Source organism: Bacillus pretiosus (assembly GCF_052947655.1).
The window spans coordinates 3645802-3665916 of record NZ_CM129593.1; the positions used below are offsets into that span (position 1 = coordinate 3645802).

Genomic DNA, 20115 nt, shown 5'->3' on the forward strand with positions numbered 1-20115 from the left:
ATATACAGTTTTTAGAAATGAAAAATCAACTTTTCTTCCTCACTATACTTACATGAGGCTCTTTCTAAAAACTTTCATATGTAAGGAACATAGTAAAATTCCGTATTACATATATTCTATGTAAAAAAGCCCGCACTAATGTGCGAGCTTTTTTATACTTATCGTTTTCCTTTTTCATACGGCGTTCCTAACGCTTTCGGAGCTTCAGAACGACCTACAAAACCAACAAGTGCTAATATTGTGAATACATACGGTAATATCGTTAATAAAACACTCGGAATTTGATCTAATACAGGAATTGTTCCACCTGTTACACTTAACGATTGTGCAAAACCAAAGAATAGCGCTGCACCTAATGCACCTAATGGATTCCACTTCCCAAAGATCATGGCAGCTAACGCTAAGAAACCTTGTCCAGTAATAGTTGCCCCTGAGAAGTTATTAGAAATTGACATTGCAAAAATTGCTCCACCAATTCCAGCAAACACACCTGATATACAAACACCAATATAGCGCATTTTATATACGTTAATTCCCATCGTATCAGCTGCCATTGGATGCTCACCAACCGCACGAAGACGAAGACCGAACGGTGTTTTATAAATAACATACCAAACAACGAATGCTAAAATAATAGCAATATACGACGTTATCGGTACGTTAGAGAAGAATATTTTCCCTAAAACCGGAATATCCGAAAGGCCTGGAATATCAATCTTTTCAATACGGTACTGAATAAAGTCAGTCTGTCCTTTATCAAAAATCTTCTTAATTGCAAATACCGTTAATCCAAGAGATAAGAAGTTAATCGCTACACCACTTACAACTTGATCCGCTCGGAATGTAATAGATGCTACCGCATGAAGTAATGCAAATAACCCACTACCGATTGCCGCAAATAATAACGCAATCCACGGAGTCATCGTTCCCCATGTATCACCCATTAATAAGTTTGTAACAACTCCAATAAATGCACCAAATAGCATTAGTCCTTCTAATCCAATATTTACAACACCTGATCGTTCACTAAATACACCACCTAGTGCTGTAAAAATTATAGGTGCTGATGTATATAACGTACCCGTCACAAGAATGGCTAATATATCTAAAAAGCTCATTTATTTCCCCTCCTTGCTCATGCGTGTAAGCGCCCATCTTAACACATAACTACATGCAACAAAGAAGATGATACATGCAATAATCACATTAATAAGCTCTGATGGTACATCTGCCTCAAAGTTCATTTGAGGGGAAGCACTTTTCAAACCACCAAATAATAAAGCTGAAAGGATAATACCAAACGGATTATTCCCCCCAAGTAAAGCTACGGCAATCCCGTCAAATCCTACTCCTGTAAACGAAGACATTGCTGTCATACTTTGGAATGTTCCTAACCCTTCCATCGCACCACCAATCCCTGCAAATGCACCAGCAATTGTCATAGAGAATACTACATTGCGAGAAACTTTCATACCAGCATATTGGGAGGCATGTTGATTAAATCCTACCGACTTTAATTCATACCCTAAAGTTGTTCGATCTAATAAGAACCACATTAAAATAGCGATTAAAATTGCTACAACAATTCCCCAGTGAAGGCGCGAACCGTCAGTGATGGCAGCAAGCCAGTCTGAAGATAATGACGCACTCGCTTTGATGTCGTACGTTTTATCATTACCCTCGTGCAAGAAACGCTTAATAATGTCATATGTTACGTATAACGCAATGTAGTTCATCATAATCGTTACAATAACTTCATTAACTTGAAATTTCCCCTTTAAATATCCAGGGATGAAACCCCAAATTCCACCTACCAATGCTGCAAATAAAATAGATAACGGAATGTGAAGAACAGCTGGTAGCGAAACTGCATAACCGAACCAAACTGCTGCAAGCCAACCAACTAGTAATTGCCCCTCTACCCCGATATTAAATAAACCTGTACGAAATGCAAACGCCACTGATAAGCCGGCAAGAATAAGCGGGATCATTGTACGAAGCGTTTCACCTATTGCACTTGGGCTACCGAACATTCCTGTCCAAAGTGCACTATAACCAACAATTGGATCATAGCCACTAACTAGCATTACAATTGCTCCGACAAGTAAGCCAAAAATAACGGATAGTACTGGGACTAAAATATTTATCGTTCGTTCTGTTAAAAGTTTTTTAGCCATTTGTACCCACCTGCTCCTTCTTTGTTCCTCCAGCCATTAACAATCCAAGCTGTTGTTCATTCGTTTCTTTCGCATCAACAATTGCTACAATTTTCCCTTCATAAATAACAGCAATTCGGTCACTAACATTTAAGATTTCATCTAACTCTAAAGATAAAAGTAATACACCTTTTCCTTTATCCCTTTGCTCTATTAATCTCTTATGAATAAATTCAATTGCTCCTACATCTAAACCACGTGTTGGCTGTGCCGCGATTAATAAATCTGGATCACGGTCTACTTCACGTGCAATAATTGCTTTTTGTTGATTCCCCCCAGATAAAGCGCGCGCTAACGTTTGCTCACTAGGTGTACGTACATCAAACTGTTCAATAAGTGCCTTTGCTTTTTCTGTAATTTTACTAAAATTTAAAATCCCTTTCTTTGAAAACGGATTTTTATAGTACGTTTGCAGAACTATATTATCTCTAACAGAAAAATCAAGAACAAGGCCGTGTTTATGACGATCTTCTGGAATATGACCAATTCCTTCTTCTGTTATCCTTCTAACAGGCCAATTTGTTATTTCTTTTCCTTTAATTGCAATAGAACCTGACTCAACTTTTCGTAAACCAGTAATTGCTTCTATCAATTCACTTTGTCCGTTTCCATCAATCCCTGCAATTCCAACAATTTCCCCCGCACGAACAGTTAAGTCAAGGCCTTTTACAGCAGGTAGTTGACGTGCATCGTGAGCAACAAGATTTGCAATTGAAAGTACCTCTTCTTTTGGCTTCGCGTCTATTTTTTCTGTTTTAAAATTCACTTGACGTCCGACCATTAATTCTGCAAGTTTATTTTCATCCGTATTTGCAACGTCAACCGTTCCAATCCCTTTTCCTTTACGAATAATCGTACAACGATCGCAAACTTCCATAATTTCTTTCAACTTATGTGTAATAAGAACAATAGATTTTCCTTCTTGTACAAGCTTTTTCATAATTTGAATTAGCTCATGAATTTCTTGCGGTGTTAACACAGCTGTCGGTTCATCAAATATTAAAATTTCTGCCCCACGGTAAAGTGTTTTTAAAATCTCAACACGCTGCTGCATACCAACTGAAATATCCTGTATTTTCGCATATGGATCTACAGCTAATCCGTATTGTTCAGACAGTTTTTGAATTTCTTTAGCAGCTTCCTCAACAGCAATTTTCCCGTTTTTCTTCGGTTCATTTCCGAGAATAATATTCTCTGTAACTGTAAAATTATGAACAAGCATAAAGTGCTGATGAACCATTCCAATACCAAGGTCATTTGCCACATTCGGATTGGTAATGTTTACAGACTTTCCTTTAATTTTAATTTCACCTTGTTCTGGTTGATACAAACCAAATAGTACATTCATCAATGTGGATTTCCCTGCACCATTTTCTCCAAGTAAAGCATGTATTTCTCCTTGCTTTACTTGCAGCGTAATATCATCATTCGCTACAATGCCTGGGAATACTTTCGTAATGTTATTCATCTCAATTACGTATTCCATTTCGTTCCTCCTTTTAACAGGGAACATTCCCCTATTACACTATTAACTTATTAAGCAATTTGGAAGTTTTATACATACAAAGGTTAGTTCTATGAACTAACCTTTGCTATTTCTCTATTTATTTTTTTAGAGAAGCTTCATATTCTTTATACTCTTTATCTGTAGCTGGTACTTTAATTTCACCATCTGTAATTTTCTTTTCAAACTCTTCTACTTTTGTTAAAATTTCAGGGTTAACTTTTTTCACGTTGTCAGTTGTTTTTGCAATACCAACACCGTCATCTTTTAAGCCAAACGCTTCTATTTTACCGCCTTTTAATTTACCATCTTTCGCTTCTTGTGCTACTTTTTCAACAGCGATATCTACACGTTTTACCATTGAAGTTAATGTTACGTTTTCAGGCATACCTTCTTGGTTTTGGTCACGGTCCACACCGATTACCCAAACATTTTCACCTTTTTTCTTACGGTTTTTCGCTTCAGTGAACACGCCGTTACCTGTACCACCAGCAGCATGATAAATTACATCTACACCCTGTCCATACATTGCTGATGCAAGAACTGTACCTTTTTCCGGTTTATCAAATGCTTCCGCATATTCAGATACGATTTCAATATTTGGATTTACTGCCTTTGCACCCGCTTTAAATCCATTTTCAAATTTACTAATTAAATCACTCTTCATTCCACCAACAAATCCTACTTTATTAGATTTTGTTGACATAGCCGCTACCGCACCTACAAGGAATGAACCTTCATGATCTTTAAATGTGATACTTGTTACGTTCGGTGCATCTACAACAGTATCCACAATTGCGAATTGTTGTTTTGGAGCTTCTTTTGCTACTTCTTTAATTGCACCTTCTAATTTATAACCGATTCCGAAAGATAAATCATACTTATCTTTTGAAAATTTCTTTAAGTTTGGAATATAATCTGCTTCTTTTTCAGACTGTAGGTAACGATAATTTGTCTTTTCCTTTAATCCATTATCTTTACCAAACTTTTTCAAACCTTCCCAAGAAGATTGGTTGAATGATTTATCATCAACACCCCCAACATCCGTTACCATACCAACTTTGAATTCTTTATCTTCTTTCTTGTCACTGCTCGCCTTATCCGAGTTACCACATGCACCTAAAATCGCGCTTGCTGCTAATGTTAATGATAATAAAAGACCTGTTTTTTTCTTCATACTAGAAACCCCTCCTAAAATTATATATATCTCTTTATTCTTACGCTGCTGTCCCTAACTTCTTGCTGTCACCTCCCTAAAATGGAACTTACCTACATACGTTTTCTTAATACGTGGAAGCTAAACTTATCAGCTCTAAAGTAATTGATAGAATATAAGATTGGCTCATCATTTTGATCATAGTGCATTTGTTTTAAAACTAGCAGTGCCGTTTCCGGTTCACATTCTAAAATCGGTGAGATTTTCGGATGATAGCCAATTGGCTCAATGTGAGCAACTGCGTATGTGATACGTTTGTGCGTATTGTTATGTATCACTGTAAGTAACGATTCTTCGTTGTATCCCGATAAATCTGGCAAGATTTCTTTTGCAAGTTTATCGATACAATATACAACAGGTTCCCCATCTGCTGTACGCACACGCTCAATCATTACGGCATTAAAACCGTCTTCACTATTAAACTTCTCTTTTTCTTCTTCTGTTAAACTTGTTGTAGATGATGATAAAAAGATAGTTCCTGGTGTTTTCCCCACACTAGAAATCATATCTGTAATACTAGAAAGTTGTTCAATCCCAGAAGAAAATAACGGCTTTGCATTTACAAATGTTCCTACACCATGTCTACGAATGACAACATTTTCTTCTTCTAAAATACGCAGTGCTTCCCTTAAAGTCGCCCTACTTACACCAAGTTCTTTCGCTAAATCAAACTCTGATGGTAACTTCTGTCTTTCTTTGTAAGCTCCATCTTTAATTTTTTCTTTGATGTGATCAATCACCCGTAAATATAGGTGACGACTATCGGATTTTACTGACATAAGACTCCCCCGCATTTCAATTATTCGACCTCTGATGTAAGACTTCTTTTCTCTTTTTTCAACTTACAACATAATAAAAATTGCTAAATACTAAAAACAAGCTTAATTGTCGAATAAATATTAATAATTTTTCAAGATGAAATTTTCACTCTTTACTGCATAAAAAAAACTTCGCACCATAAACATTCCTCATTTCGAGAAAAAGTTCGGCACAAAGATCTCTTACATCCTTTGTTACACACTTTTCCCCTCATAGTCCAGCAATTCATGGTTGCCGGGTAGAAACTTATGGACCTTATCTCCAAGATTATATGAGGCAGTGATTCTTTTCGAAGTAATCTTACCACTTGCTCCCATACGTGTCAACAAAATTTAACATTTTTCTACATTAAATATCGAACATTCATTAAAAACATAATCAAAGTATTCGTATTCTAAAGAATCGCTTTAGATGTAAGCCCTTTCTTTATCGCTGAATATAGTATATAACAAAAATAGCATATAAAAAAGCCTAATTGTAAAAACAATTAGGCTTTTTTTATGAACTTTTTTCTTGTACATCATTAATGAGTACTTCTCGTGGTTTACTACCTTCATACGGACCTACTACACCATTCATTTCCATTGCATCAATTAAACGGGCAGCTCGCGTATAACCTACTCTAAACCTACGTTGCAACATAGAAACAGATGCTGTTTGCATTTCCACTACAAGCTGAACTGCTTCATCATATAATTCATCTTCTACTTCCTGCTTCGTATCAGGAACATCTTGTGGAATCATATCTTCTTGATATTGCGCTTTTTGCTGACCAATAACATACTCTACAACTCTCTCAACTTCATCATCGGATAAAAATGCACCTTGTACACGTACAGGCTTCGATGCACCAATTGGTATAAACAGCATATCTCCACGACCTAGCAGTTTCTCTGCACCACCACCGTCAAGAATTGTACGAGAGTCCGTTTGAGAAGATACCGCGAATGCAATACGTGATGGAATATTCGCTTTAATAACTCCCGTAATAACATCAACCGATGGACGCTGCGTCGCAATAATTAAATGAATACCAGCCGCACGAGCCATTTGTGCTAAACGCATAATCGCATCCTCTACATCTGATGAAGCAACCATCATTAAATCGGCTAACTCGTCCACTATTACTACAATATAAGGTAATTCCGGTTGTTTCGCTTCTGATTGACTATTATGTTCTTTAATATGATCATTATATCCTTCAATGTTACGCGTGCCACTATGAGCAAATAATTCATAACGTCGTTCCATTTCACTCACGACTTTTTTCAAAGCTTGTGATGCTTTTTTCGGATCAGTTACAACTGGTGTTAATAAATGCGGAACACCGTTATATACATTTAACTCTACCATTTTCGGATCAATCATCATTAATTTTACTTCATGTGGTTTTGCACGCATTAAAATACTAACAATAATACCATTAATACATACACTTTTCCCGCTACCTGTCGCACCAGCTACCAGTAAATGGGGCATTTTATTTAAACGGGCTAATACAGCTTCACCTGTAATATCTCGTCCAAGACCAATTAACAACTTCTCTTCCGGATGATTATTAGCCTTAGAATCAAGAACTTCTCTTAGCGTTACCATAGATACTTCTGAGTTCGGAACTTCAATCCCTACAGCTGATTTCCCGGGAATAGGTGCTTCAATACGAATGTCTTTCGCAGCTAAAGCAAGTGCTAAATCATCACTTAAACTAACGATTTTGCTTACCTTTACTCCCATATCAGGATACACTTCATATTTTGTAACTGCAGGACCTCTATGTACTTTTGTTACTTTCGCTTTCACTCCAAAACTTTGGAATGTACGTTCTAATTTACGAGCATTCTCATAAATTTCTGCATTTTCATTTGTAACTTGTTTATTCTTAGGAAATTTCAATATATCAAGTGCAGGAAGCTTGTAATCTTTATTTTCTACATTTGAAAATTGCATTGGCGGGGCACTTGTTTCCGCCTCTAAAGATTCTACAATCTTTTCTCCACGCTTTTTCTTAGATTCTTCAACAGACGGAGCCTCTTCAATAGACGGTGAAGTTATTAACTCTGCTTCCTGTTCTTCGCTAATTCGTTTATTCTCTTCTTCATTTACAGGATAATTCTCAGTGAAATTCGAAATAATTGGAGGATCAATTGAGATTTCTTCCATCGGCTCAATAATCTCTTCTTGTTCTGCAGCACGTTTGCTCCTTGTGCTTCTCGTTGTTTTTTTCTTTTCTGTTTGTTCAGCCGTCCTTTTGGATCTCCAATCTTTATAATCCCCTTGCATTACTTCAAATTGACTTCTAAGGATCCTTCCTACAGGTGCAAGTACTTCTCCAATATGCTTATTTGTTATACAAAGTATGCCGAGAATCACTAAAATAATACCAATGATATAAGCTCCTACTTCATCAAATAAAAAGTAACACGTCGCGAACATAAGCGCACCAAACATACCACCGCCTAAATGAACGCTATCTGGCCCCTTTTTCATTTCAAGAAAGAAGTTATCTTTCGTACTCACAATAACAGAAGTATTTTGCACTGCTCCATCTTTCGTAAGAAGGTTAAATAATGTAATATGACTAAACATTAATATCGCCAATACTATTAAATAAAAACCAATTAACCGTTTATTTAAAAGGTTCGGCCATCCACGTTTGATAACAAACGAAACCGATAAAGCTATTACACCTAACACACCAATTATGTACCACTCACCAAAGAAGAAGCGAAAAAATAACACAAACGATTTCCCTACAACACCTAGCTGTAAAATCGTAATGATTGAAAGTGCAAAAAGAGTTAAACCGACGATTTCATAATACAAAGTTGGCTTTATCGTGCGTCTTGCTTTTGCCTTCGTCCCTCTTTGCTTTTGTTTTGCCATTTCTTCACCTCGTGTTCTACATGTAAGTAGGGCTTCCTTAAAAAAGCACTACTTATATGTCTGTTTTCTCTATTTTTTCAGGTCTTATATCTTCTATTTTTACACTTCTTGTAAATTGTTAAATAAACAGAAGAAAGCAGCCCTCTCATGGCTGCTCAACCGTCTTGTTTTTTATATTATACCATAGCTTCTAAACAAAATCCTTCTTTTTGCTAAAAGGTTATTTTCTGGCCAGGCTCAAACTCTAAGTAGTGTAGCGGATCCGTACTTAACACACGTACAATAGAATAACACCCATGTTCTTCTTCAGAAACCATTAATTCAACACCGTTTATATTTACAACTTTTTGGCTTTCACATTGCGAATAATCAGCTGGATATACAAGTTGCTCTGGCATAATTGTGTATAAAATCATTGTAACATTGTCCCTTCTGCACTATTATCCATGCGAGCATCTATTAATTCATTCAGTTTTCGAATCGCATTCCCAATACCACCGACATCATCTATAAGACCATATTTCACTGCATCGCCACCAATTACATTCGTCCCAATATCTCGCGTCAAATTCCCTTTCGCAAACATAAGTTCTTTAAAACGATCTTCGGTTACTTTCGAATGCTTCGTCACAAATCGAATGACTCTTTCTTGCATTTTATCTAAATACTCAAATGTTTGCGGCACACCTATAACAAGACCTGTTAGACGAATGGGATGAATTGTCATCGTCGCAGTTTCCGCAATAAATGAATAATCCGTAGAGACGGCGATTGGTACACCGATAGAATGCCCTCCGCCCAGAACAAGTGATACCGTTGGCTTTGAAAGCGAAGCTACCATCTCAGAAATTGCTAACCCTGCTTCAACGTCACCTCCGACCGTGTTTAATATTAAAAGCAAACCTTCAATTTTCGGATTTTGTTCTATCGCAACAATTTGCGGAATAATATGCTCATATTTTGTTGTTTTATTTTGCGGCGGCAACTGAACATGACCTTCCACCTGCCCGATGATTGTTAAACAATGAATACTTGATTCATTCATTTGTGGTACATTCGTTTGCCCTAGCTGTTGAATTTTTTCCACTATCGAAGCTTCTTTCCCAGTTTCTTTCGGCTCAGCCTCTTTCCCTTCATTTGTATAACGATCACGTTCTGTCATATCGCATCCCCTTTCACTCGTATATAACTATTATTTCTTAAGTTATAAATTTCATTCGATAGAGTTTAAAAAGAAAAAAAGATCACCCGTAAAGGTGATCTTTTTTATACTTCCATAATAATCGGTAAAATCATAGGTTTTCTCTTTGTCTCTTCGTACAAGAACTGCCCTAATAATTCACGAATATTTTGTTTTAACATAGACCATTCAATTGAATACTCTTTAATCGATTGCTCAACAATCATACGTACAATCTCTGTAGAGCGGTCAATTAACGCTTCTGATTCACGAACATACACAAAACCACGTGAAATGATTTCTGGACCAGAGATAATTTTCTTTTCATCTTTACCAAGTGTTACAACAACTACTAATATTCCATCTTGAGATAACATTTTTCTATCTCGAAGAACGATATTACCAACGTCACCTACACCTAATCCATCAATTAACACATTACCAGCTTGTACTTTGCCAGCTAAGTTTGCGTCATCGTCACCAAAAGCAATCACATCACCTTTTTCTACGATAAAGATATTCTCTCTTGCAATACCTACATCTTCAGCTAAATATGCATGTGCTTTTTGCATACGGAACTCACCATGTACGGGTACAAAATATTTCGGTTTCATTAAATTTAACATTAACTTTAATTCTTCTTGGCTACCGTGACCTGAAACGTGAACTTTTCTTTCACCGTAATAAATAACATCAGCTCCAGCTCTAAATAACAAGTCAATAATTTTCGATACAGATATTTCATTACCCGGAATTGGAGAAGCCGCAATAATAACCGTATCGCCTTTACGAATTGAAATTTGTTTATGAGCTTGCTTCGCCATTCTAGAAAGGGCCGCCATCGGTTCACCTTGGCTACCTGTCGTTAAAATAGCTACCTTTTTCTCTGGGAAATTGTCTACTTCTTGTAGTGAAATAACCATACCTTCTGGAACATCTAAATAACCAAGACGTCTTGCGATATCTACCACTTTCACCATACTACGTCCTACAACCGCTACTTTTCGTCCTGTTTCAGCAGCTGCATCAAATACTTGTTGAATACGATGTACATTCGATGCAAATGAAGCAACGATAATACGTCCTTCTGCGCCGTAGAACACTTTAGAAATTTCTACACCAACTTCTTTTTCAGAACCTGTATAGCCTGGACGCTCAGCATTTGTACTATCAGATAATAAGCACAGTACGCCTTCATTTCCGATTTGTGCCATTTTTCCAAGGTCTGCTCCACTATTTCCAATTGGAGTTTGATCGAATTTAAAGTCTCCCGTGTATACGATAGCACCTTTTGATGTATGGAAACAAACACCAACAGAATCTGGAATACTATGTGTCGTTCCAAAGAATGACACCGTTGTAGTATTAAACTCTACTGTTGAATTTGAATCGATTGTTTTTAAGTCTACACGGCCTAACATACCCGCTTCGCCAAGTTTTTCTTGTATAAGTCCTACTGTTAATTTCGTTGCATACACTGGAATTGATAATTTACGAAGTACGTAAACAATTCCACCAATATGATCTTCATGACCGTGAGTAATAAATAAACCTTTTACTCGCTCTTGGTTTTCCACTAAATATGTAATATCAGGAATAACGATATCAATTCCAAACATTTCATCTCCTGGGAACATTAATCCTGCATCTACAATAAAGATTTCAGAATCAATTTCAACACAGTACATGTTTTTCCCGATTTCACCTACTCCACCAAGAGCAAATACTTTAACAGACTCATTCTCTTTTCTCTTCATGTTGTTGCCTGGTTTAAAAATCTTTCAAACACTGATTTCACTAAAATTGCAGAGACACCAGGGGAAACTCTACAACCACCATATATTCACCGTCCAAGACGAATGTCCTTACCGTTATGCGATATCATGTCCTTGTTTATTTTTTAAACCAGGTTTCACCTCTCTTTCATTATATAAATCAAATATCTTATTCGATATGATATGAAAATGTAATCAAATTATAATTTTTACCAATTTTGCTAAGCATACCCGTACTAAGCTACTTAGCCATATTATACCTGATACAAGAAATAGAACACAAGTTAAATCGTGCGAAAGAGAAAGTAAAAGAACGGAATTACAACAAAAATATCGAACGTATTTCCTTTATATTTACTCCGATTTTATACTCCATATTATTTTGAAGAAATAGCCATAAATACGCTAAATTTATTTCATTATATGGATTTTCAAGACTTATTTTTCTAGAATCGAACAAAAACACTTATAAAATGAAGCTTTTTTATGAATCACGTCACATTTGAGGCAATTCCTCTGAAAAACAGAATCGATAGTTTATTACGTTTATACAAATGTTTATTCTATAATAACTATGTTTTTTTGATTCATTTAAAGGGGTACAATTATTTTCTTGTACATGTTGCAATACATAATGAAAAAGCGATCAAACACGTGGAGTATTATGGTAGGTAAAAAAGAGCGGCAAAGATTTTCATACCATAAAAAAATGACCTAGTTCTACACTAGGTCATTTTTTATTAACGAGGGATAGATTGCATAACAGATTGTAACGTTACTCTTTCTTCTTCTGTTAATGGAAGAAGTGGTAAACGTACAGAACCTACATCTAACCCAACCATTTGTAACGCTGTTTTTACTGGCGTTGGGCTTGGCGCCATAAATAATGAATCCGTTACTCTTACAAGTAATTGATGTAATTTTTGCGCCTTTTTAAATTCTCCTGCTTGGAATGCTGCAATCATTTCTTGCATTTCATTTCCAATCACATGAGATGCTACAGAAACGATACCTTTCGCTCCAACTGCCATAGCTGGTAACGTTAAACCATCATCACCGCTGTATACTGCAAAGTCGTCCGCTGTTTTTTCAATGATTTCTGTCATTGTTAACACATCGCCGCCTGCATCTTTAATCGCAACAATGTTTTCTATTTCTGATAAACGAACAACTGTATCAACGGAGATTTGTACAATAGATCGTCCTGGAACGTTATATAGCATAACCGGAAGCGGCGTGCTTTCAGCAATTGCTTTAAAGTGCTGATACATTCCTTCTTGACTCGGTTTGTTATAATACGGTGCTACTAGCATTACTGCATCAACACCAACCTCTGTTGCCTTTTTAGTTAAGTCAATAGAAGCATGCGTATTATTACTACCTGTTCCAGCGATTACGGGCACCCTTTTATCGACAACAGATACGACATGGCGATATAACGCTACTTTTTCTTCTGAAGTTAATGTAGGAGATTCTCCTGTCGTTCCTCCTACCACGATTGCTGTTGTACCGTTATCTATTAAATAATTTACCAATTTCGTTGTCTTCGCAAAATCGATATTTCCGTTTTTATCAAACGGAGTTACCATCGCGGTTGCAATTGTCCCAAAATCTATCATGGTCTCACTCCTTATTGTTCCAGTTGCTTTTCTTTTGAAAGCTCAAACGCACTATGTAATGCATTTACAGCCTCCACTAAATCAGTTTCTTTTACAAGAACCCAAATTGTCGTATGACTATCTGCCGATTGCAAAATTTGAATACCTTTTTCCGCTAAAGCTGTAACGATTTTCGCAGTAACCCCTGGGTACCCTGCCATTCCAGCTCCTACAATAGATACTTTTGCACAATGCTCTGTCACAATTGGCTCATATCCAAGGTTTTTTAATAATTCAACTGCACGACTTGATACATTATCACTCACCGTATAAGCTACCCCAGTAGGTGAAATGTTAATTAAATCGACACTGATTCCTTCATTCGCCATTTCTTTAAACACATGCTGTTGCAAATCATATGCTGTTTCTTTTGCAAGCACTTTAATTTGCGTCACATTTGATACATGAGCGATACCTGTAACAGGACGTTCTTCTACATCACGGCCTTTTGTCGCACCGTCCGATGCTGAAATAAGCGTACCTTCACTATCAGAATACGTAGAACGTACACGAAGTGGTACTTTGGCATGCATCGCAATTTCAACTGCACGTGGATGAACGACTTTTGCACCTTGATATGCCATGTTACAAATTTCATTGTATGTTACCGTTTGAAGATGACGTGCATCTTTTACAATGCGAGGATCCGCAGTCATAACACCTTCTACATCTGTAAAGATATCAATAAATTCAGCATGAAGCGCAACACCTAATGCAGAAGCTGAAGTATCGCTACCTCCGCGTCCAAGTGTTGTCGTATCACCTTTTTTCGTTTGTCCTTGGAATCCTGTAACGACGATTACATCTAGATTTTCTAGCTCTTCATGTATACGATCGCAGTTCATTTCAATAATCTTAGCATTTGTAAAATCATCATTTGTTACAAAACCAGCTTGTGCACCATTTAATGCCGCTGCTTTTATACCGTTCTCATTTAACATGTTAGAGAAGACGATTGCTGAGATTAATTCTCCGCATGATAATAATAAATCTTGCTCACGATTAGAAATACGAGATTCCTCTTGATTTACAAGACTTAACAAAGTATCAGTTGCATATGGTTCACCTTTACGGCCCATAGCAGATACGACAGTAACTACTTTATAACCCGCATCTAGCGATTTTTTTATATGATGAAGCGCATGCTTACGTCCATTTTCATCACGTACGGATGTGCCACCAAATTTTTGAACAATAATTTTCATATTTTGCACCTTCTCTTAGCCGTTTACACTAATTGTAATTTTACTAAGCGCTCTGCAATTTGAACAGAATTCCATGCAGCGCCTTTTAATAAGTTATCAGATACGACCCAAAGATGGAATCCTTTATCGTTATTTAAATCTTTACGGATTCTTCCAACGAATACTTCGTTTTTACCTACTGCAGTAGCTGGCATTGGATATAACTGCTCTTCTGGATTATCTTGCAGAACGATACCTTCCGCATTTGCAAGTAAGCTCTTGAATTCTTCTACTGTTACACCTTCTTTTTCTACTTCGATGTAAACAGACTCAGAGTGACCTGATACAACTGGTAAACGTACACATGTTGCCGCTACTTCTAATTCAGGCATATGCATAATTTTTTTCGTTTCATTAATCATTTTCATTTCTTCAAACGTAAATCCATTATCTTGGAATTTATCAATCTGTGGAATCGCGTTGAAAGCAATTTGGAAATGTTTCTTATCACCTGATACAGGTAAAACATTCGCCTTCACTTCTTCACCATTTAAGATTGCTTGTGATTGTTCATGAAGTTCTTCAATCGCTGCCGCACCAGCACCTGATACAGCTTGATATGTGGAAACGATTACTCGTTTTAAACCATATTGCTGACGAACTGGCTCAAGAGCTACTACCATTTGAATTGTAGAACAGTTTGGATTTGCAATAATACCATTATGTTCTTTTAAGTCGTTTTCATTTACTTCAGGTACAACAAGTGGCACGTTTTCTGTCATACGGAATGCACTTGTATTATCAACAACAATCGCACCGCGCTTTGCTGCTTCTGGCGCTAATTGTTTTGATACAGATCCACCAGCACTAAATAGTGCGATATCTACTCCTTCAAAACTTTCAGGAGTTGCCTCTTGAACTGTAAATTCTTCGCCTTTAAATACAAGTTTCTTACCTGCAGATCGTTTAGATGAAAGTAACGTTAACTTCCCGATTGGAAATTCTCGTTTCTCTAAAGTATTTAACATTTGTTCACCAACTGCGCCGGTTGCTCCAACTACAGCGACATGAAAAGTTTTTTGCTTTTCCATCACTATGCCCCTTTCTAGATACCAATCCTTCTATAACTTAGAATTAGAAGGAGTATACAATACCCCTTCTAATCTTAATAACGTTAATTTTATCATATTCTACAGTAAGAATGATGGTTTCATCAAAAATTGTCCGTTTTTTTTCGTTTTTTAATTCATATATCTGAATTTTTCTACGACAACCGGCTGCAATTGCTTCCCTTGCAGCGCTTCTAATACTGTATCTTCCAGCAGCTCCATGCGAGCTACCATTGAGTTTGGTTTTTTCTCTGGTGCATCTTGACCGAATGGGACGAAGTAGATGTTTTTTGTTGCCATTAGGCGCATGAGGTTTACTCCATTCAGCCCTAAAGCATCATTCGTCGAAACAGCCAATACGACAGGCTTGCCATTTCTTAACGTCGCTTTCGCTGCCATTAGTACTGGAGAGTCTGTCATTGCATTTGCAAATTTACTCATAGAATTTCCTGTTAGTGGTGCAATTACCATACAATCTAGTGGAATTTTAGGTCCTAGTGGTTCTGCGCCAACGATTGAATTAATTGCTTTAAATCCTGTTACTTCTTCAATCTTTTTAATCCACTCTGCTCCTTCTCCAAATCTCGTGTTTGTTGATTGAACAGTGTAAGAAACAACGGGGCGTACTTCTGCTCCCTCAGCAATTAATTTTTCTAAATGAGGCATTACTTCTTCGTACGTACAATGTGAACCAGTAAAACCAAACCCTATTCTTTTCCCTTTTAAATTCATTCCCCATTCTCCTTTCTTGCTATTACGTCTTCTGCTAGTAACTGAGAAAGAACGTTCGCTAAAATTTGTCCTGCTGTTTTTGGAGCAACAATACCTGGTAATCCAGGTGCTAACAGCGCTTTGACTCCTCTTTTTTCCGCATATCTAAAGTCGGTACCGCCTGGTTTAGAAGCTAAATCAATTACTAACGTATGAGCCGGCATTTTCGAAATAACATTCGCTGTCACGACGAGATGCGGAATTGTATTAATGACAATATCGATATTTCCTACTTCTTTCTCAATATTTTGCATATGAAAAGGAGAAAACATCATTTCTGTAATACGTGCAATATGTTCCGATCGTCTTGCTCCAACTTTGACATGGGCTCCTAATGATTGAAATGCTCTGGCAACACTCATCCCTGTTCTACCAAATCCTAAAACCATTACATTGGAACCATGAATTGTATAGTCGGTATGTTGAATTACCATCATTAATGTACCTTCTACAGTTGGTATAGAATTGTAGATTGCCACATCATCACGATCAAATAATTTAACAAGTTTGCGGTTTGTAGTAGATACGAGATTTTCCAAGTAAGGCGTACCAATACCTGAATATATAGTAAAGTGTTCTGGTGTATTTTCAATTTGTTCTTTCGTTATAGAAACTTTTTCGTTTGAAAAAATAGTATCTACTTCTCCCTTGGCATTTGTACCTGCAACTGGCAAAATAATTGCATCTACAGAAGTGAAATCTAAATTTTGTATACTTTCTTTTGCTGCCCCTGTGAAGCCATGATCTAACTGATCAAACCCTATCAATGAAAGTTTCGCATCCAATTCAACTAGCTTGCGAATTACTTCTAGCTGTCTTGCATCTCCTCCTATGACAGCAATATGCATCTCAGTCAACATTCCCTAATTCACCTTCTTTTTCTGTCATTTATAAGAAAAGTGCCTACTTTTTCTTTTTCCTCCACATCATATGTAATGTACGAGTTTTAGGTGATTGAAAAACAAAAGCACGTATGATTTATCCCGCTATTTGTATGCAGTTAGACTTCCATCTCAACATTCGACATATGAGAGGACATTATACGGGAAATTGATTTCCGGTAAACGCTCGATTCATGTGAGCTTTTACTCAGAGGAGAATGAACAAAAAAAGATGACCAAAATGGCCACCTTTCACTTCGAATTTGAATGATCCGTAATATCACAAAGGATCATATCGTGCCCTACTTTCTTAATTTGGCTCCACGTGACTCTTACTTCTTGTGGTTCCTTTTTAAAACCTCCCCATTTCCCAGCCGGTATGATAAGAGCCTGTATTTGGCCATCCTTCTCATCAATCTCTAAATCAACATAACCTAAAACTCCCATTTTTTCTGCTCTTTCTAAATTTACAATCTCTTTGCCACTTAATTCACTTAATCGCATACACTCTCCCCCTACCGAATTATGAATTTAAGTTATCTATAATTAGTACCTATTCTGTATATCCAAAAAAAATAACCGTATCTCATTTAAAAGAGATACGGTTATTTTTACATACTTCATATAAAGCAATTATAGTTTTATTCCTTTTGGAAGTTTTCCATCTGGACTAATTAATGCTGCAGAGAATTCATCTGTAAACATGTTACGAATTAACTCATCAACATTTTCTTTTGTTACTGTGTTTACACTTTCAATAATCTCATCAAGTGAACGATGCTTACGAAGTAGCAATTCATTTTTACCATTACGGCTCATACGGCTATTCGTACTTTCTAAACTTAACATTAAGTTTCCTTTTAATTGCTCTTTACTATTAATAAGCTCTTTTTCTGTAATACCTGTATTTTTCAATGTTTCTAATGTTTCTTGCATTGTTTCATACAGTGTATCTAATTGTTGGCTACCTGTTCCACCATACAGCGTTAACATACCTGTATCTTCATAAGAAGAATGGTAAGAAAATACTGAATAGGCTAACCCGCGTTGCTCACGTACTTCTTGGAATAAACGGCTACTCATACTACCGCCTAAAACGTTATTTAATACAATTAAGTTATAAATATCTTCGTGTCCCATTTGTAAGCCTTTATATCCTAAACATAAATGAGCTTGTTCTGTTTCCTTTTTACGTGCTACCTTATTAAAATGGAAAATTGGGCTATGTACTTGTTCACGATTTGTTGTTCCTTCATAACTACCGAAATATTGCTCTACTGTTTGTAAAAAGGCTTCATCAATATTTCCTGCAACTGAAACAACGACATTTTCAGGTGTGTAATGATCCTTGATATATTGGCGTAGCGTATCACCTGTAAACGTATCAAGCGTTTCTTCTGTTCCTAAAATAGGATATCCAAGCGGATGCGTTTCATATGTTGCTTTCGTTAACATATCATGCACAATATCATCTGGAGCATCTTCGTACATTTTAATTTCTTCACATACGACATTCTTCTCTTTTTTCAGTTCTTCCTCATCAAATGTTGAATTAAAGAACATATCTGCTAATACATCTAAAGCATATTTAGCATGCTCATCTAGCACTTTTGCATAATAACAAGTGTATTCTTTTGAAGTAAAAGCATTCACTTGCCCACCAATGCTATCAAATGATTCTGCAATTTCGCGTGCACTACGTGTTTCTGTTCCTTTAAAGAACATATGCTCTAAAAAGTGGGAAACCCCGTTATTTTTTTCATTTTCATTTCTTGATCCCGCATGGATCCAAATACCAATCGCAACCGATCTTACAGTTGGTATATTCTCCATAACAATTCTTACACCATTTTTACAAGTATATTTTTTAATCAAAAACTTTCCTCCTACTGCCAGTTTCTCTAAATAAGTGCTATTATTTAATGATAACAAGTTTAAGGATGAATGTCATGCAAATGTATTTAATCCACACGTTTTTCATCCAGTAATTCTGTTATATTCCCTACTTTATATCCTTGTTCCTTCAATTTTGTAATCATTGTATCTAATGCTTCTGCTGTAGATGACGTTGGATGCATTAATACGATAGCACCTGGATGTATTTTTCTCATCACTCTCTGCAATAGTACCTCTGGCTCAGGTCGCTTCCAATCAATTGTATCTACAGTCCACATAATCGTTCCCATTTGGAAATCATCTGCAATTTTCACGACTTCATCCCGAAAACTTCCACTCGGCGGAGCAAACCATCTTACCTTTTGATTCGTAGCTGCTTCGATCATTCGATTTGTTTTTTGTAACTGATCTCGGATTTCATCAGAAGATAGCGTTTTCATATTAGGGTGTGTGTAAGAATGATTTCCGACTTCTTGATTTGCATCAACAATCATTTTGGCAAATCGCAAATTTTCCTTCACCCAACGTCCTTCTAAAAAGAAAGTCGCTTTCACATCATGTTTTTTCAATATTTCTAATATACGAGGCAAATACTCGTTTCCCCACGCCACATTTATTGTTAATCCCACCATCTTTTTATTTGGATGTCCCCTATAAATTGGGGCTGGTGATAAATCTTCTAAGTGGACACTCGGTGATACTTCCTTGAATTCAAGATTTCTTTGATCAAATTTCTTTAGTTTCTTCATATTATTATAGGATGCTTCGATATCAACTTGTCTTCCATTATATCCTGGTGTTGATTTCCATATCTTATCAATCATCGCATTTTGAGGTGCAATCTCATATTGTTTTGCATGTTTTTGAATTTCTTCATATAAGTTATCCTGTGCAAAAACGGAATAAGAGCCTACACTGACATATAAAAAGAATATACATATGTATGCCAATACACGAGCTTTCATATAAACCCTCCCATTAACTATATAAAAACCTTTTTTCTTCTTATCTTTGTTAATTTGA

17 protein-coding genes and 1 riboswitch are annotated in these 20115 nt (G+C 36.5%); all 17 genes read right to left on the reverse strand.

All coding sequences use genetic code 11. The annotated features are described in order from the left end of the window. Window positions 1-158: 158 nt before the first annotated feature. The 17 genes from ACU8YW_RS18580 to ACU8YW_RS18660 all read right to left on the reverse strand — a co-directional run bounded on the left by ACU8YW_RS18580 (window position 159) and on the right by ACU8YW_RS18660 (window position 20057). On the reverse strand, window positions 159-1118 hold the full coding sequence (locus ACU8YW_RS18580; RefSeq protein WP_000008857.1) for an ABC transporter permease: 960 nt from the start codon (window positions 1116-1118) through the stop codon (window positions 159-161). Beyond that, window positions 1119-2177, reverse strand: a complete 1059-nt coding sequence (locus ACU8YW_RS18585) for an ABC transporter permease (protein ID WP_001085261.1) — start codon at window positions 2175-2177, stop codon at window positions 1119-1121. Continuing rightward, a complete protein-coding gene (locus ACU8YW_RS18590) occupies window positions 2170-3702 on the reverse strand; it encodes an ABC transporter ATP-binding protein (RefSeq protein WP_064475025.1) in 1533 nt (510 codons plus the stop codon). Before ACU8YW_RS18590 ends, ACU8YW_RS18585 begins: the two co-directional genes overlap by 8 nt. A 118-nt stretch (window positions 3703-3820) precedes the next feature. Next, on the reverse strand, window positions 3821-4897 hold the full coding sequence (locus ACU8YW_RS18595) for a BMP family lipoprotein (protein ID WP_088610159.1): 1077 nt from the start codon (window positions 4895-4897) through the stop codon (window positions 3821-3823). Between the two features lie 92 nt (window positions 4898-4989). Next, window positions 4990-5715, reverse strand: a complete 726-nt coding sequence (locus ACU8YW_RS18600) for a GntR family transcriptional regulator (protein ID WP_000114176.1) — start codon at window positions 5713-5715, stop codon at window positions 4990-4992. Window positions 5716-5948: 233 nt separating this feature from the next. Further along, window positions 5949-6050: riboswitch (purine riboswitch) on the reverse strand. A gap of 203 nt (window positions 6051-6253) precedes the next feature. Further along, window positions 6254-8638, reverse strand: a complete 2385-nt coding sequence (locus tag ACU8YW_RS18605) for a DNA translocase FtsK (RefSeq protein ID WP_088610160.1) — start codon at window positions 8636-8638, stop codon at window positions 6254-6256. Window positions 8639-8850: 212 nt separating this feature from the next. After that, window positions 8851-9054, reverse strand: a complete 204-nt coding sequence (locus tag ACU8YW_RS18610) for a YlzJ-like family protein (protein ID WP_000605020.1) — start codon at window positions 9052-9054, stop codon at window positions 8851-8853. Further along, entirely contained in the window at window positions 9051-9800 is a 750-nt protein-coding gene (gene tepA / locus ACU8YW_RS18615) for a translocation-enhancing protein TepA (RefSeq protein WP_000139829.1), read from the reverse strand. Before tepA ends, ACU8YW_RS18610 begins: the two co-directional genes overlap by 4 nt. Before the next feature lie 104 nt (window positions 9801-9904). After that, entirely contained in the window at window positions 9905-11575 is a 1671-nt protein-coding gene (locus ACU8YW_RS18620) for a ribonuclease J (RefSeq protein ID WP_262719647.1), read from the reverse strand. A 758-nt stretch (window positions 11576-12333) separates the two neighbouring features. Beyond that, a complete protein-coding gene (gene dapA / locus ACU8YW_RS18625; RefSeq protein ID WP_000564777.1) occupies window positions 12334-13212 on the reverse strand; it encodes a 4-hydroxy-tetrahydrodipicolinate synthase in 879 nt (292 codons plus the stop codon). Window positions 13213-13223: 11 nt separating this feature from the next. Then, window positions 13224-14456, reverse strand: coding sequence for an aspartate kinase (gene dapG / locus ACU8YW_RS18630; protein ID WP_087985046.1), 1233 nt, complete (start codon window positions 14454-14456; stop codon window positions 13224-13226). A gap of 23 nt (window positions 14457-14479) precedes the next feature. Beyond that, entirely contained in the window at window positions 14480-15526 is a 1047-nt protein-coding gene (gene asd, locus ACU8YW_RS18635; protein WP_000414854.1) for an aspartate-semialdehyde dehydrogenase, read from the reverse strand. A gap of 150 nt (window positions 15527-15676) precedes the next feature. Beyond that, entirely contained in the window at window positions 15677-16276 is a 600-nt protein-coding gene (gene dpaB / locus ACU8YW_RS18640) for a dipicolinate synthase subunit B (protein WP_001049480.1), read from the reverse strand. Beyond that, window positions 16273-17175: a dipicolinic acid synthetase subunit A gene (dpaA, locus tag ACU8YW_RS18645; protein WP_000954740.1), complete on the reverse strand. Its 903-nt coding sequence runs from the start codon at window positions 17173-17175 to the stop codon at window positions 16273-16275. Before dpaA ends, dpaB begins: the two co-directional genes overlap by 4 nt. A gap of 273 nt (window positions 17176-17448) precedes the next feature. Beyond that, window positions 17449-17700, reverse strand: a complete 252-nt coding sequence (locus tag ACU8YW_RS18650; RefSeq protein ID WP_001239751.1) for a YlmC/YmxH family sporulation protein — start codon at window positions 17698-17700, stop codon at window positions 17449-17451. A gap of 129 nt (window positions 17701-17829) precedes the next feature. Next, window positions 17830-19071 carry a M16 family metallopeptidase gene (locus tag ACU8YW_RS18655; RefSeq protein ID WP_000593006.1) on the reverse strand — a complete coding sequence of 414 codons (1242 nt, stop codon included), beginning with the start codon at window positions 19069-19071 and terminating at the stop codon, window positions 17830-17832. Between the two features lie 86 nt (window positions 19072-19157). Further along, the gene (locus ACU8YW_RS18660) at window positions 19158-20057 is read right to left on the reverse strand and encodes a polysaccharide deacetylase family protein (protein ID WP_088064282.1); all 900 of its coding nucleotides are present in this window, start codon (window positions 20055-20057) and stop codon (window positions 19158-19160) included. Window positions 20058-20115 lie beyond the last annotated feature (58 nt).

Bases quoted from the DNA above. Each gene is read 5' to 3' on its own strand.
- ACU8YW_RS18580 (WP_000008857.1), bottom strand. From the start codon at position 1,118: ATGAGCTTTTTAGATATATTAGCCATTCTTGTGACGGGTACGTTATAT.
- ACU8YW_RS18585 (WP_001085261.1), bottom strand. From the start codon at position 2,177: ATGGCTAAAAAACTTTTAACAGAACGAACGATAAATATTTTAGTCCCA.
- ACU8YW_RS18590 (WP_064475025.1), bottom strand. From the start codon at position 3,702: ATGGAATACGTAATTGAGATGAATAACATTACGAAAGTATTCCCAGGC.
- ACU8YW_RS18595 (WP_088610159.1), bottom strand. From the start codon at position 4,897: ATGAAGAAAAAAACAGGTCTTTTATTATCATTAACATTAGCAGCAAGC.
- ACU8YW_RS18600 (WP_000114176.1), bottom strand. From the start codon at position 5,715: ATGTCAGTAAAATCCGATAGTCGTCACCTATATTTACGGGTGATTGAT.
- ACU8YW_RS18605 (WP_088610160.1), bottom strand. From the start codon at position 8,638: ATGGCAAAACAAAAGCAAAGAGGGACGAAGGCAAAAGCAAGACGCACG.
- ACU8YW_RS18610 (WP_000605020.1), bottom strand. From the start codon at position 9,054: ATGATTTTATACACAATTATGCCAGAGCAACTTGTATATCCAGCTGAT.
- tepA (WP_000139829.1), bottom strand. From the start codon at position 9,800: ATGACAGAACGTGATCGTTATACAAATGAAGGGAAAGAGGCTGAGCCG.
- ACU8YW_RS18620 (WP_262719647.1), bottom strand. From the start codon at position 11,575: ATGAAGAGAAAAGAGAATGAGTCTGTTAAAGTATTTGCTCTTGGTGGA.
- dapA (WP_000564777.1), bottom strand. From the start codon at position 13,212: ATGATAGATTTTGGGACAATTGCAACCGCGATGGTAACTCCGTTTGAT.
- dapG (WP_087985046.1), bottom strand. From the start codon at position 14,456: ATGAAAATTATTGTTCAAAAATTTGGTGGCACATCCGTACGTGATGAA.
- asd (WP_000414854.1), bottom strand. From the start codon at position 15,526: ATGGAAAAGCAAAAAACTTTTCATGTCGCTGTAGTTGGAGCAACCGGC.
- dpaB (WP_001049480.1), bottom strand. From the start codon at position 16,276: ATGAATTTAAAAGGGAAAAGAATAGGGTTTGGTTTTACTGGTTCACAT.
- dpaA (WP_000954740.1), bottom strand. From the start codon at position 17,175: ATGTTGACTGAGATGCATATTGCTGTCATAGGAGGAGATGCAAGACAG.
- ACU8YW_RS18650 (WP_001239751.1), bottom strand. From the start codon at position 17,700: ATGCGATTAAGTGAATTAAGTGGCAAAGAGATTGTAAATTTAGAAAGA.
- ACU8YW_RS18660 (WP_088064282.1), bottom strand. From the start codon at position 20,057: ATGAAAGCTCGTGTATTGGCATACATATGTATATTCTTTTTATATGTC.